This is a genomic window from Pseudomonas sp. TH06 (assembly GCF_016651305.1).
Classification (GTDB): Bacteria; Pseudomonadota; Gammaproteobacteria; order Pseudomonadales; family Pseudomonadaceae; genus Aquipseudomonas.
Genome location: NZ_JAEKEC010000001.1, coordinates 2,655,481 through 2,668,850 on the forward strand (window position 1 = coordinate 2,655,481; position 13,370 = coordinate 2,668,850).

Consider the following 13,370-nt stretch of genomic DNA (forward strand, 5'->3'; position numbering starts at 1 on the left):
ATTCACCGCACAACCTTGTAGGAGTGAGCCTGCTCGCGATAGCGGTGTGTCAGTCGCATCAATGCTGCATGGACGGACGCAATCGCGAGCAGGCTCACTCCTACATGGATTTGTGTGTGGGCAGAGGGCTATGCAGCCTGCTGAAACTGCTGCCGATACTGGTTCGGCGACAGCTCGGTGTGCTGGCGGAACAGCCGCGCAAAGAAGCTCGCATCGTCGTAACCGACTTCATAACTGATGGTCTTGATGCTCTTGCGGCTGCCGGACAGCAAGCCTTTGGCTGTCTCGATGCGCAGGCGTTGCAGGTAGTGCAACGGTTTGTCGCCGGTGGCGGTCTGGAAGCGGCGCATGAAATTGCGGATGCTCATGCCGTGCTCGCGGGCCACGTCTTCGAAGCGGAACTTGTCGGCGAAATGCTCTTCGAGCCAGTGCTGGATCTGCAGGATGATCACGTCCTGATGTAGCTTCTGGCCGCCGAAACCGATACGTCCCGGCGAATAGCTGCGCTGCACTTCATAGAGGATGTCGCGGGCGACGGCTTGCGCCACGTTGGCGCCGCAAAAGCGCTCGATCAGATAGATGTAGAGGTCGCAGGCAGAAGTAGTGCCGCCGGCGCAGTACAGGTTGTCGGCGTCGGTCAGGTGTTTGTCCTGATTGAGATAAACCTTCGGGAAGCGCTCGGCAAATGCATTGAAGAAACGCCAGTAGGTGGTCGCTTCCTTGCCATTGAGCAGACCGGCCTCGGCCAGCCAGAACACCCCGGTGGCTTCGCCGCAGAGCACGGCGCCGCGCGCATGCTGCTCGCGTAACCATGGCAGGACTTGTGGGTAACGGCTGCACAACGTGTCGAAATCGTCCCAGAACGCTGGAAGGATAATCACGTCGGCGTTTTCCAGACCGCCGTCCACTGGCATCACCACGTCACTGAAGCTGTTCACCGGTTTGCCGTCAGGACTGACCAGACGCGTTTCGAACGCCGGTGTCAGGCCGTGGCCCAGTTGTTTGCCGTAACGCAGGCTGGCCAGATGGAAGAAATCCTTGGCTTGCATGAGAGTGGAGGCGAAAACCCGGTCGATAGCCAGGATGCTGACGCGCCGCAAGGGCGTGGAGACTTGCTTAGACATAATTCAACTTTTGTTTTGTTTTTATAAGGGAAAGTGGTCACCAGACGGCTGGATCGTCTTATTTTTTGTCGGATGTGTCCAGTGTCCTGTATCGGAGGTGAGGCTTAGTCTCTGAAGGTCACATCCCTCCAACAAGAAAGAAAGGTGCCGCATGATCCCCAGAACCTTGTTCAGCTCCGAGCACGAATTGTTCCGCGACAGCGTACGAACCTTCCTCGAAAAAGAGGCCGTGCCGTTCCATGCTCAGTGGGAAAAACAAGGCCATATCGACCGCAAGCTGTGGAACAAGGCAGGTGAGGCAGGGATGCTTTGCTCGCATCTGCCGGAAGAGTACGGCGGCCTGGGGGCGGACTTTCTTTACAGCGCGGTGGTGATTGAAGAGGTCGGTCGACTGGGCTTGACCGGGATCGGTTTCTCGCTGCATTCGGACATCGTTGCGCCCTACATCCTGCATTACGGCAGTGAAGCGCTGAAGCACAAATACCTGCCGAAACTGGTCTCGGGCGAAATGGTCACGGCGATTGCCATGACCGAGCCGGGTGCCGGCTCCGATCTGCAAGGGGTCAAGACCACCGCGGTGCTGGACGGTGATGAATATGTGATCAACGGTTCGAAAACCTTCATCACCAATGGCTTTCTCGCCGATCTGGTGATCGTCGTCGCCAAGACTGATCCGAAGGCTGGCGCGAAGGGCACCAGCCTGTTTCTGGTCGAGGCGAATACGCCGGGCTTCGAGAAGGGCAAACGCCTGGAGAAGGTTGGAATGAAGGCTCAGGACACGTCGGAATTGTTTTTCCAGGACGTGCGTGTGCCGAAGGAGAACCTGTTGGGTCAGGCCGGGGCAGGGTTTGCCTACCTGATGCAGGAGCTGCCGCAGGAGCGCCTGACCGTGGCGATCGGTGGGCTGGCTTCAGCCGAGGCTGCCCTGAAGTGGACGCTCGATTACACCCGTGATCGCAAGGCGTTCGGCAAGGCGATTGCCGACTTCCAGAACACCCGCTTCAAGCTCGCAGAGATGGCGACTGAAATTCAGATCGGCCGCGTGTTCGTCGACAAATGTCTGGAGCTGCATCTGCAAGGCAAGCTCGATGTGCCGACGGCGGCGATGGCCAAGTATTGGGGCACCGACCTGCAATGCAAAGTGCTCGACGAATGCGTGCAGTTGCATGGCGGTTACGGCTTCATGTGGGAATACCCTATAGCGCGGGCGTGGGCGGATGCGCGGGTGCAGCGGATTTATGCCGGGACCAATGAAATCATGAAGGAGATCATTGCGCGTTCGCTGTAGGTTTTCGGCGGCTGTCAGACCGCTATCGCGAGCAGGCTCACTCCTACAGGGAAACGCATTCCAAAGTGTAGGAGTGAGCCTGCTCGCGAAGCTTTTAGCGGCTGATCACGGCGCAGGGTTCGGATAATCCTTGTGAATCGCCTCGATCCCCGCCAGCACTTCATCGGAAAGTTTCAGGTCAAAACTGGCAATGTTGCTGTCCAGTTGCTCAAGCGTCGTCGCACCAATGATGTTGCTGGTGACGAATGGTTGCTGAGTGACAAAGGCCAGCGCCATCTGCGCCGGGTCCAGACCGTGTTCACGAGCCAGCGCCACGTAGCGACTGCACGCGGCTTCCGATTGCGCGTTGAAATAGCGGCTGAAGCGGCTGTAGAGGCTCAGACGACCTTTTGGCGGACGCGCACCACCTTCGTACTTGCCCGACAGGAAACCGAACGCCAGCGGCGAATAGGCGAGCAAACCGCACTGTTCGCGGATGGCGATTTCCGCCAGGCCGACTTCAAAGCTGCGGTTGAGCAGGTTGTACGGGTTCTGGATCGACACCGCACGCGGCCAGCCACGGGCCTCGGCCAGAGCGAGGAAACGCATGGTGCCCCACGGCGTCTCATTGGACAGGCCGATGTGGCGAATCTTGCCGGCCTTCACCTGTTCGTCGAGCGCTTCCAGGGTGTCTTCGAGCGGGGTGAGGTTGGCTTCGATCTTGTGCTTGTAGCCCAACTGTCCGAAAAAGTTGGTGCTGCGCTCAGGCCAGTGCAATTGATAAAGATCGATATAGTCGGTCTGCAAGCGCTTGAGGCTGGCATCCACCGCTTCGGTGATGTGCTGGCGGTTGTGGCGCAGGTTTTTGTCGCGGATGTAGTCGATGGTGTTGCCGGGGCCGGCGATCTTGCTGGCGAGGATCCAGTCGGCGCGGTCGCCGCGACTTTTGAAGTAGTTGCCGATGTAGCGCTCGGTGGTGGCATAGGTTTCGGCTTTCGGCGGCACCGGATACATTTCGGCGGTGTCGATGAAGTTGATCCCGGCCTCTTTGGCCCGTTCAATCTGCGCGAAGGCTTCAGCTTCAGTGTTTTGCTCGCCCCAGGTCATGGTGCCGAGGCAGATTGCACTCACGTTCAGGTCGGTACGGCCTAGCTGGCGATAGTCCATCGGGTGCTCCTTGGGCAAAACAATCATAAAAGCAGGTTGAAATATTTTTCGCAATCTGCATAATTGCCGACCTCTTTCTGCAGTGGAAGTGATGCGCCGCCGCCGAAGAATCTTGCCGTTGAACGGACGCGCCGACCCGAGCCCCCGAAAGCGTCTGTATCCGGCTGCCTTTGACTTGTCAAAGTACGCACTATTCAGTAAGATCCGCCGTCTAATTTACAGGGCGGCCCCTGAGGCTATAAAGAATGAAAACTTTTACTGCTAAACCGGAAACAGTAAAGCGCGACTGGTTTGTCGTCGACGCTGCTGGTCAGACCCTGGGTCGTCTGGCCACCGAAATCGCGAGCCGTCTGCGTGGCAAGCACAAGCCTGAGTACACTCCTCACGTTGACACCGGCGACTACATCGTCGTAATCAATGCTGAGCAGATTCGTGTTACCGGTGCTAAAACCACTGACAAAATGTACTACTCCCACTCCGGTTTCCCGGGCGGCATCAAGTCGATCAACTTTGAAAAGCTGATCGCCAAAGCCCCTGAGCGCGTGATCGAGACCGCGGTTAAAGGCATGCTGCCTAAAAACCCACTGGGTCGCGACATGTACCGTAAGCTGAAAGTCTATGCGGGCGCTGCACACCCACATACTGCTCAGCAGCCCCAAGAACTGAAGTTTTAACGGAATAGTACATTATGTCGGCGACTCAAAATTACGGCACTGGCCGTCGCAAGACCGCAACCGCACGCGTTTTCCTGCGTCCGGGTACTGGTAACATCTCCATCAACAACCGTTCGCTGGATAACTTCTTCGGCCGCGAAACTGCCCGCATGGTAGTTCGTCAGCCACTGGAGCTGACCGAGACTGTCGAGAAGTTCGACATCTACGTCACCGTGATCGGCGGTGGTGTAAGTGGTCAGGCTGGCGCAATCCGCCACGGCATCACTCGCGCTCTGATGGACTACGACGAAACCCTGCGTGGCGCTCTGCGCAAAGCTGGCTTCGTTACTCGCGACGCCCGTGAAGTTGAACGTAAGAAAGTTGGTCTGCGTAAAGCGCGTAAGCGTCCGCAGTACTCGAAGCGTTAATTTCGCTTCCACGTTCAAAAAGAACGCCCGATTCCTCACGGAACCGGGCGTTTTTTTATGCCTGCGATTTATCAAAAGAATTGCGCTGTGACAACTTGCCACATTCGTAGACCCCCTATACTGCAAGGCTTGAGGGTGAGAGCTCCGGGTAATTCCCTTGTCAGAATTGGGGCTTTTCATTACCATCTCGGCAAAATTTTTATAAGTAACATTGATTTATTTAGTAGATGCCTGATTTAACAGGCCACAAAGCTGATGGGAGAGGACTGAATGAGCAATGACGGCGTGAATGCAGGCCGGCGTCGCTTCTTGGTAGCAGCCACATCCGTGGTGGGTGCTGCAGGAGCGGTGGGGGCTGCGGTCCCGTTCGTGGGGTCATGGTTTCCCAGTGCCAAGGCGAAAGCCGCTGGTGCACCGGTGAAAGTGAATGTCGGCAAGATCGAGCCAGGACAGCAGATGATTGCTGAGTGGCGCGGCCAGCCGGTGTTCATTGTTCGTCGTACTGCGGAAATCCTGGGGAATCTCAAGAAGATCGAGGGCCAGCTCTCCGATCCAACCTCCAAAAACTCCACGCAACCTACCTATGTCGACCCTGAAGTGCGATCGATCAAGCCGGAAATTCTGCTGCTGATCGGGATCTGCACACACCTGGGTTGCTCACCGACCTTCCGTCCCGAAGTGGCACCTGCGGATCTGGGCAAGGACTGGGTGGGCGGCTATTTCTGCCCTTGCCACGGTTCTCACTACGATCTGGCTGGCCGCGTCTACAAGTCGCAACCTGCGCCTTTGAACCTGCCAGTTCCCCCGCATTCCTATGAGACCGATGACCTGATTGTCATTGGCGTCGATACGGAGAAAGCGTGATGAGCAAGTTCATGGATTGGGTTGATGCGCGCTTTCCTGCGACCAAGATGTGGGAAGACCATCTCAGCAAGTATTACGCTCCAAAAAACTTCAACTTCTTCTATTTCTTCGGCTCTCTGGCGCTGCTGGTGCTGGTCAACCAGATCGTTACCGGTGTCTGGCTGACGATGAGTTACACGCCGTCGGCAGAAGAAGCGTTCGCTTCCGTTGAATACATCATGCGCGACGTCGAGTACGGCTCGATCCTGCGTCTGCTGCACTCGACCGGCGCCTCGGCGTTCTTCATCGTGGTCTATCTGCACATGTTCCGTGGCTTGCTCTACGGTTCGTACCAGAAGCCGCGTGAACTGGTCTGGGTGTTCGGCATGCTGATCTACCTGGCACTGATGGCTGAAGCCTTCATGGGTTATCTGCTGCCTTGGGGTCAGATGTCCTACTGGGGTGCCCAGGTGATCATCTCGCTGTTCGGCGCGATCCCCGTCATCGGTAACGACCTGACTCAGTGGATTCGTGGTGACTACCTGATCTCCGGGATCACCCTGAACCGCTTCTTCGCCCTGCACGTTGTCGCTCTGCCGATCGTGATTCTCGGGCTGGTGGTGCTGCACATCCTGGCACTGCACGAAGTCGGCTCGAACAACCCGGATGGCGTCGACATCAAGAAGCACAAAGACGAAAACGGCATCCCGCTGGACGGCATTGCTTTCCATCCGTACTACACCGTGAAAGACATTGTCGGTGTTGTGGTGTTCCTGTTCATCTTCTGCTTTATCGTGTTCTTCTTCCCGGAAATGGGCGGCTACTTCCTCGAAAAACCAAACTTCGAGCAGGCCAACCCGTTCAAGACGCCAGAGCACATTGCGCCGGTCTGGTACTTCACGCCGTTCTACGCGATTCTGCGGGCGATCCCGGACAAACTCATGGGTGTTATCGCCATGGGTGCGGCAATCGCGGTGCTGTTTGTCTTGCCTTGGCTCGACCGCAGCCCGGTCAAGTCGATGCGCTACAAAGGCTGGATGAGCAAAATCTGGCTGGTGGTGTTCTGCATTTCGTTCGTGATTCTCGGCATTCTGGGCGTTCTCGCCCCGACTCCTGAGCGCACGCTGGTATCGCAGATCTGCACGTTCCTGTACTTCGCCTACTTCATTCTGATGCCGTTCTACACCAGGCTCGAGAAGACCAAAAAGGTTCCGGAAAGGGTGACTGGCTGATGAAAAAGTTATTTTTTGCTCTGATTTTTGCTGCTCTGCCAGTGCTGTCCTTCGCCGCTGAACATGGTGGTCCGGAACTGGAAAAAGTCGATATTGACGTTTCCGACAAGGCTGCGCTGCAGGATGGCGCGCGTACCTTTGCCAACTATTGCATGGGTTGCCACAGTGCCAAGTTCCAGCGTTACGAGCGGGTTGCCGATGACCTCGGTGTTCCGCACGAGCTGATGCTGGAAAAACTGGTGTTCACCGGCGCCAAGATCGGCGATCACATGAACATCGGCATGCAGCCGGTCGACGCCAAGACCTGGTTCGGCGCTGCGCCGCCAGATCTGACACTGGTCGCTCGCGTACGTGGCACAGACTGGCTCTACGGTTACCTGAAATCGTTTTACGAAGATCCGGCACGTCCATGGGGCGTGAACAACAAGGTTTTCCCGAACGTCGGCATGCCTAACGTGCTGGTCGGCCTGCAAGGTCGTCAGGTTGTTGGCTGCAAACAGGTGCAGATCGTCGAAGACGGCAAGAAGCAATATGATCCGCTGACCGGCACGCCGCTGACTCATGAAGCGTGCGATCAGTTGACCATCGTGCCGAAGTCCGGTGCTCTGAACGAAGAGCAGTTCGATGAGAAGGTCAAGAATCTGGTAACCTTCCTGGCTTACTCGGCTAACCCGGTTAAGCTGCAACATCAGCGCATCGGTACTTATGTCTTGCTGTACCTGGCGTTCTTCTTTGTGTTCGCCTACCTGCTCAAGCGTGAATACTGGAAAGACGTGCACTGATACGCTTCAAAGCATTGCTGTTAATCGCGCGCGCCCAAGGGCGTCTCCAATAGCGTAACGCCTGGTCAGCCAGGTATTGCGGGAGGCGCCCTCTGGGCGCGCGCGTTTTTCCGGTTCCGATAATTTCAACAAGCGAGGAGGATCGCCATGGGCGTGACCAATCGGTTGGCCTGTTACTCCGACCCCGCCGACCACTATTCCCACCGAGTGCGCATTGTGCTCGCAGAGAAGGGTGTCAGCGCCGAGATCATTTATGTGGAAGCTGGTCGTCAGCCGCCTAAACTGATTGAGGTGAACCCTTACGGAAGCCTCCCTACGCTGGTCGATCGCGACCTGGCGTTGTGGGAGTCGACCGTGGTGATGGAGTATCTGGATGAGCGTTACCCGCACCCGCCGTTGATGCCGGTTTATCCGGTGGCGCGTGCCAACAGTCGTCTGCTGATTCACCGTATTCAGCGTGACTGGTGTGGTCTGGTGGATCTGATTCTGGATCCCAAGTCCAAGGAGGCCGCGCGTGTCGTGGCGCGCAAGGAATTGCGTGAAAGCCTGACGGGCGTGTCGCCGCTGTTTGCCGACAAGCCGTTTTTCCTCAGTGAGGAACAAAGTCTGGTGGATTGCTGCCTATTGCCAATACTCTGGCGTTTGCCGATTCTGGGTATTGAACTGCCGCGGCCAGCCAAGCCGCTGCTTGATTATATGGAGCGCCAGTTTGCGCGTGAGGCTTTCCAGGCGAGTCTGTCTGGTGTCGAACGCGATATGCGCTAAGGCTTAAGGAGCCGCTATGAACTCCAGTCGACCTTATCTGGTCCGCGCGCTCTACGAGTGGATTGTGGATAACGATTGCACCCCGCACATGCTGGTCAATTCCGAATACCCGGCCGTGCAGGTGCCGCAGGGTTTCGCCAGTGACGGGCAGATTGTCCTGAACATCTCGCCCAGTGCTGTGCGTCATCTGCACATGGACAACGACGTGGTGACCTTCGAGGGTCGCTTCGGTGGTGTCCCGCACAGTCTGTACGTGCCGATCAGCGCCATCCTGGGTATCTACGCCCGGGAGAACGGTCAGGGCATGGTGTTCGATATCGAGTCGCCGATGGATGACGAAGATGATATCGAGCAGGACGATGACCTGCCGCCACCGGACAGCGAGCCTCCGCGCCCGAGCGGTCGGCCAAGTTTGAAAGTGGTGAAGTAATAAAAAAGGCGATCCGAATGGATCGCCTTTTTTATAACCTGCGTTATCCCTCTGTAGGAGCTGCCGAAGGCTGCGATCTTTTGATCTTGTTTTTATAGATCAAAAGATCGCAGCCTCGTTTCACTCGACAGCTCCTACAGGAGTGGGCGTTCAGTCGATGTATTCGAAGAGTTTGACGATCTTCTGTACGCCAGAAACGCCCTGTACCAGGTTGGTCGCCTGCGCCGCTTCCTGTTTGGTCAGCAGACCGAGCAGGTAAACGATGCCGTTCTCGGTCACAACCTTGATGCGCGAGCCGGGAATGCTGGCGTCGGTGAGCATCTGGGTCTTGATCTTGGTGGTCAGCCACGCGTCGTTCTGGCGAGCCAGCAGCGAGGAGGGCTGCAGCACTTGCAACTCGTTGTGGACTTTCTTCACGCGCTGTACGTTAGCGGCAGCCTGTTCGGCCTTGGCTTTGAGGTCTTCGCGTGGTGTCTGACCGGCCAGCAGCACAACACCGTTGAAACTGGTGACGACGATGTGTGAGTCATTGTCCAGTGCCGGGTCGGCCTTGGCCACGTTCACACCCACTTTGGTTTCGATCAGCGAATCATCGATCTTGCTGCCGAAGGTGCGGGTGCCGCGGTCGTCTTCAATCGGGGCTTCGCGGCTGGCATTCACCACCGAGGTGCAGCCGCTGATGCCGAGGCACAGGGTCAAGGCCAGAAGGCCAAGGCGATTAGGGGTCATTCTTCACTCCCGAACAGTTGGCTGTCGATCAGATCGCAAAGGCAATGGATCGCCAGCAAGTGGACTTCTTGGATACGTGCAGTGACGTTGGCCGGTACGCGAATCTCGACGTCCTCGGGCAACAGCAGCGACGCCATGCCGCCGCCATCGCGTCCGGTCAAAGCTACGACAATCATTTCGCGATCATGTGCGGCCTGGATCGCTTGAATAATGTTCGCCGAGTTGCCGCTGGTCGAAATCGCCAGCAATACGTCGCCTGGCTGACCGAGCGCGCGGATCTGCTTGGAGAACACTTCGTTGTAGCTGTAGTCGTTGGCGATCGAGGTGATCGTCGACGTGTCGGTGGTCAGGGCGATGGCCGGCAGGCTCGGACGCTCGCGCTCAAAGCGGTTGAGCAGCTCCGAAGAGAAATGCTGGGCGTCGCCGGCAGAGCCGCCGTTGCCGCACGAGAGCATTTTGCCTTCGTTGAGCAGGGCGTTGACCATGATCTGGCTGGCTTGCTCGATGTGCGGTGCAAGTACGTCCATCGCCTGTTGCTTGGTGTCGATACTGGCCTGGAAAAGCTGGCGAATTCGGGATTGCATGTCCATCTGTGTGACCTTAAGTAGCGCGGCTGTTCGGCACATGAATGTGCAGCCCGCAAAGCAAAGAGCAAAATTTGTCGGATGAAAAAGTCCGGGTTGGATGCAGGTCAACTATCGAAAGCATTCTGCAGCCAGTTCAGCTGACTCGGATGGCTGTCGATGGCCACCACGTCGAAGCGGCAGGGGGAATTGGCCCAACGCGACTCGCGCTGAAGAAAATACTGCGCAGCGAAAATCAGTTTCTGCTGCTTGCGCCCATCGATGCTAGCGAGCGCGCCACCCCATTGAGTGTTTTTTCTGTAGCGAACTTCAACGAATACTACTGTATCGCCATCAAGCATGACCAGATCAAGCTCGCCGCGTTTGCATAACCAGTTCTGCGCCAACAGGCGCAGACCTTGATTCTGCAGATGCTCGAGCGCCTGGCGCTCGGCATCCTTGCCGCTTTGCGAGCGTGACCTGTCGGGCATCAGCGTGGAGTATCCGGCAGGCGTTGAACCTGACCGCTGACGAACTGCGCCCAAGGCAACTGACGCACAACGCGCTGGGTCTGGGTCATGCCGAGGCTGCCCGATTCACCGTCGATGCGGCTGTCCGGCAGCGCCTTGAGTTGACCCAGGCGCGGCGCCAGACGATAGGCATCCACGCCCATCGCGTACAGGCGGCCGAGGCTGCCGGCGGCTTGCGGCCACTGCGCAACCACTTGTTGACGCAGCGGATCGCTGGAGTCCAGCAGCCATGGGGTTTCGCAGAAGCGAATGCCGTTCATGTCGTTGTACTGGTTGACGTCGCCACTGGCGCTGTACACGTGCGAGGTTGCATAAACAGGAACGTCGCCAGCGTACTGGAAGTTCAGGGTCGGCTTGATCTGCTGCGCTTGCTGTGGGGTTGCAGCGAGGAAGATGAACTCGATGTCCTGACGGCGCGAAGGCTGCGCGGCAACGTTGGTGCCGGCCGCATTTTGCAGGCTCTTGGCGCGGGCTTCGCTCTGACGCAATTGGAACATGTCGGCGATCTGCTGGGCCAGTTGCACCGGCTGATCAACGCGTTCGGTGGCAACGATGCTGCCGCCGTTAGCCTGCCAGTCCTGGCTGAAAGCACGCAGTACGCGGTCGCCCCATTCGCCTTTCGGCACCATGATCGCGGCGCGGTGCAGGCCATCGGCGCGGGCACGGCGCGAGACTTCGCGAGCTTCGTCTTCAGCGGCCAAACCAAACTGGAACAGTTGTGCCGGACCTTGATCGCCTTCGCTGTAGTTCAGTGCGAGGGTGGTGATTGGCAGTTGCGGACGGGTGCTCAGCTGTTTGACCAGCGGTTTTTCCAGCGGGCCGACGACCAGTTGCACGCCGTCTGCCTGCGCCTTGCGGTAGAACTCGTCCATCGAGGTCAGTTTCGAGCTGTCATAAAACTCGATGGCCGGCGGTTTCTGCCCGGCCTGTTGAGCCTGATAGTGCGCAGCCATGAAGCCTTCACGCAGTGCTTTGCCGACAGCAGCCAGCGGGCCGTCCTGTGGCAGCAGCAGGGCGATCTTGCTCAGTGGCTGGCTGGCCAGTTCCTTGAGCTTGGTCAGTGGCAGCGGCAGATTGATCGCGGCCGGATGCTTTGGATTCTGCGCGCGCCAGGTGTCGATTGCGGCTTGCTGCTGTTCCAGGGTGCCGGCGGATTTCACCGCCATGGCCAGGCCCATCCAGCCGCCGAGATCGTCGGTGGTGTTCGGTTGCAGTTGGTCGGTCGGCAGCGAGCCAATCAGAGTCCAGATCGCTTCGTGGTTCTTGCTCGCGGCTTCGCCTTGCAGCATCGGTGCGATGAACACGCGCTCGCGGGCGGCGGCGAGTGTCTGGCCATCGGCTTCAAGAGCGCGGGCGTGCACGGTGCCGGTGCGCACCTGTTGCTCTTCCGGCATCTCACCCAGGTGTTGCAGGCTTGGGTGGCTGAGGGCGGTCAGCGCGGCTTTCGGCTGATTGCGGGTCATGGCCAGTTCGGCGGCCAGGGTGCTGGCGAAAATCTGCTGGCCCGGCTTGAGTTGCTCGACAGGCACTTGTTGCAGGATTTGCGCGGACTGTCCGGCATTGCCCTGGCGATAAGCCAGATCAGCAGCGCTGAGGCGCAACAGGGCGGCTTTTTCCGGGGTTTTCGCCTGGGTAGCCTGTTCGAGCAGTTGCTCGATGCTGGCATCCGGAGTCCGTGGAAGTTCGCCAAGGCTGGAGGAAGGGGAGCTGGCGCAAGCCGCCAACAGGGCAGCGAGGCAGAGGGCAGTGAACAGCCGCAGGCAAGCGATCATGTAAGTGTTCCTGATACTCGATCAAATTAGCGTCGAATTGTACCCAAGCACTGGCCGGGGCGCGATGTTAGTGGCGTGAAACGGGCAATTTAGCTGGAGTAAATGTTGCGGCAGTGCCCAGCGACACGCAAAACCGAGCATGGGCGGTGCAAGTCGCAAGCCTCGTGACGCGTTACAATGCCGGCTTTTACCGATCACGAGGTGTGCGCTTTGACTGCTCCAGGTCCTTTGAATTCCGCTGCAGGCTCGCTTTATGTGGTGGCGACGCCCATCGGCAACCTGGACGACATCAGCGCCCGGGCACTGAAAATCCTCCGCGAAGTTTCGTTGATCGCTGCCGAAGACACGCGTCACTCGCAGCGACTGATGCAGCACTTCGGGATTTCCACGCCGCTGGCCGCTTGCCACGAACATAACGAACGAGATGAAGGTAGCCGTTTTATTACTCGTTTGCTGGCAGGTGACAACGTCGCGCTGATTTCCGATGCCGGTACGCCGCTGATCTCCGATCCGGGGTATCACTTGGTGCGCCAGGCCCGTGCTGCCGGGATCAATGTTGTGCCGGTTCCAGGTGCATGCGCATTGATCGCCGCGCTGTCGGCAGCGGGTCTGCCATCCGACCGTTTCATCTTCGAAGGTTTTCTGCCAGCCAAGTCGGTCGGGCGCAAAGCGCGCCTGGAGGCTGTTAAAGAAGAGCCGCGCACGTTGATCTTCTATGAAGCTCCGCACCGTATTCTTGAATGTTTGCAGGATATGGAAGCGGTGTTCGGTGGTGAGCGTCAGGCCTTGCTTGCCCGCGAAATAACCAAAACCTTCGAAACGCTTAAAGGTTTGCCGCTGACTGAGTTGCGCGCGTTCGTCGAGTCCGACAGCAATCAGCAGCGCGGCGAGTGCGTGGTGCTGGTGGCCGGCTGGAGCGCACCGGAGTCTGAAGATGCCGTCAGCAGCGAGGCGATGCGCATCCTTAATCTGTTGCTCGAAGAAATGCCGCTCAAGCGTGCCGCTGCGCTGGCAGCGCAGATCACCGGCGAGCGCAAAAACGTGCTGTATCAGGTCGCACTGGATAAACAGAAAGGCGTGTAAGC

15 protein-coding genes are annotated in these 13,370 nt (G+C 58.0%); 9 read left to right on the forward strand and 6 right to left on the reverse strand.

Going from position 1 to position 13,370, the window contains the following annotated elements; all coding sequences use genetic code 11:
* Window positions 1–128: 128 nt before the first annotated feature.
* Entirely contained in the window at window positions 129–1,025 is an 897-nt protein-coding gene (locus JFT86_RS12015) for a GlxA family transcriptional regulator (RefSeq protein WP_169842445.1), read from the reverse strand.
* 250 nt (window positions 1,026–1,275) lie between these two features.
* Here JFT86_RS12015 and JFT86_RS12020 point away from each other — a divergent pair, with 250 nt between their 5' ends.
* Entirely contained in the window at window positions 1,276–2,412 is a 1,137-nt protein-coding gene (locus JFT86_RS12020; protein ID WP_201236861.1) for an acyl-CoA dehydrogenase family protein, read from the forward strand.
* A gap of 105 nt (window positions 2,413–2,517) precedes the next feature.
* Here the strand turns inward: JFT86_RS12020 and JFT86_RS12025 are convergent, their stop codons facing one another.
* Window positions 2,518–3,558: an NADP(H)-dependent aldo-keto reductase gene (locus tag JFT86_RS12025; protein WP_201236862.1), complete on the reverse strand. Its 1,041-nt coding sequence runs from the start codon at window positions 3,556–3,558 to the stop codon at window positions 2,518–2,520.
* A 245-nt stretch (window positions 3,559–3,803) separates the two neighbouring features.
* Between JFT86_RS12025 and rplM the strand changes: the two genes are divergently transcribed.
* The 7 genes from rplM to JFT86_RS12060 all read left to right on the forward strand — a co-directional run bounded on the left by rplM (window position 3,804) and on the right by JFT86_RS12060 (window position 8,691).
* Complete coding sequence (gene rplM, locus JFT86_RS12030; RefSeq protein ID WP_007917032.1) at window positions 3,804–4,232, forward strand: 50S ribosomal protein L13; 429 nt, start codon at window positions 3,804–3,806, stop codon at window positions 4,230–4,232.
* 14 nt (window positions 4,233–4,246) lie between these two features.
* Window positions 4,247–4,639: a 30S ribosomal protein S9 gene (rpsI, locus tag JFT86_RS12035; RefSeq protein ID WP_003205364.1), complete on the forward strand. Its 393-nt coding sequence runs from the start codon at window positions 4,247–4,249 to the stop codon at window positions 4,637–4,639.
* A 270-nt stretch (window positions 4,640–4,909) separates the two neighbouring features.
* Window positions 4,910–5,503, forward strand: coding sequence for a ubiquinol-cytochrome c reductase iron-sulfur subunit (petA, locus tag JFT86_RS12040; RefSeq protein WP_201236863.1), 594 nt, complete (start codon window positions 4,910–4,912; stop codon window positions 5,501–5,503).
* Window positions 5,503–6,714 (forward strand): cytochrome bc complex cytochrome b subunit, encoded by a 1,212-nt coding sequence (locus JFT86_RS12045; RefSeq protein WP_103306226.1) that lies wholly within the window; start codon window positions 5,503–5,505, stop codon window positions 6,712–6,714. The genes petA and JFT86_RS12045 overlap by 1 nt, the downstream gene beginning before the upstream one ends.
* The gene (locus JFT86_RS12050; RefSeq protein WP_201236864.1) at window positions 6,714–7,496 is read left to right on the forward strand and encodes a cytochrome c1; all 783 of its coding nucleotides are present in this window, start codon (window positions 6,714–6,716) and stop codon (window positions 7,494–7,496) included. Before JFT86_RS12045 ends, JFT86_RS12050 begins: the two co-directional genes overlap by 1 nt.
* Before the next feature lie 147 nt (window positions 7,497–7,643).
* The gene (locus tag JFT86_RS12055) at window positions 7,644–8,261 is read left to right on the forward strand and encodes a glutathione S-transferase N-terminal domain-containing protein (protein WP_007961620.1); all 618 of its coding nucleotides are present in this window, start codon (window positions 7,644–7,646) and stop codon (window positions 8,259–8,261) included.
* A gap of 16 nt (window positions 8,262–8,277) precedes the next feature.
* A complete protein-coding gene (locus JFT86_RS12060; RefSeq protein WP_103306224.1) occupies window positions 8,278–8,691 on the forward strand; it encodes a ClpXP protease specificity-enhancing factor in 414 nt (137 codons plus the stop codon).
* A 150-nt stretch (window positions 8,692–8,841) separates the two neighbouring features.
* Here the strand turns inward: JFT86_RS12060 and JFT86_RS12065 are convergent, their stop codons facing one another.
* From JFT86_RS12065 to JFT86_RS12080, 4 genes are all read right to left on the reverse strand, one after another.
* Window positions 8,842–9,420, reverse strand: a complete 579-nt coding sequence (locus JFT86_RS12065) for a BON domain-containing protein (protein WP_103306223.1) — start codon at window positions 9,418–9,420, stop codon at window positions 8,842–8,844.
* Window positions 9,417–10,010, reverse strand: coding sequence for a phosphoheptose isomerase (locus tag JFT86_RS12070; RefSeq protein WP_008082788.1), 594 nt, complete (start codon window positions 10,008–10,010; stop codon window positions 9,417–9,419). The genes JFT86_RS12065 and JFT86_RS12070 overlap by 4 nt, the downstream gene beginning before the upstream one ends.
* Before the next feature lie 101 nt (window positions 10,011–10,111).
* Complete coding sequence (locus JFT86_RS12075; RefSeq protein ID WP_150592666.1) at window positions 10,112–10,474, reverse strand: YraN family protein; 363 nt, start codon at window positions 10,472–10,474, stop codon at window positions 10,112–10,114.
* A complete protein-coding gene (locus JFT86_RS12080) occupies window positions 10,474–12,285 on the reverse strand; it encodes a penicillin-binding protein activator (protein ID WP_201236865.1) in 1,812 nt (603 codons plus the stop codon). The genes JFT86_RS12075 and JFT86_RS12080 overlap by 1 nt, the downstream gene beginning before the upstream one ends.
* A 177-nt stretch (window positions 12,286–12,462) precedes the next feature.
* Here JFT86_RS12080 and rsmI point away from each other — a divergent pair, with 177 nt between their 5' ends.
* On the forward strand, window positions 12,463–13,368 hold the full coding sequence (gene rsmI / locus JFT86_RS12085; protein ID WP_201236866.1) for a 16S rRNA (cytidine(1402)-2'-O)-methyltransferase: 906 nt from the start codon (window positions 12,463–12,465) through the stop codon (window positions 13,366–13,368).
* Window positions 13,369–13,370: the final 2 nt, after the last annotated feature.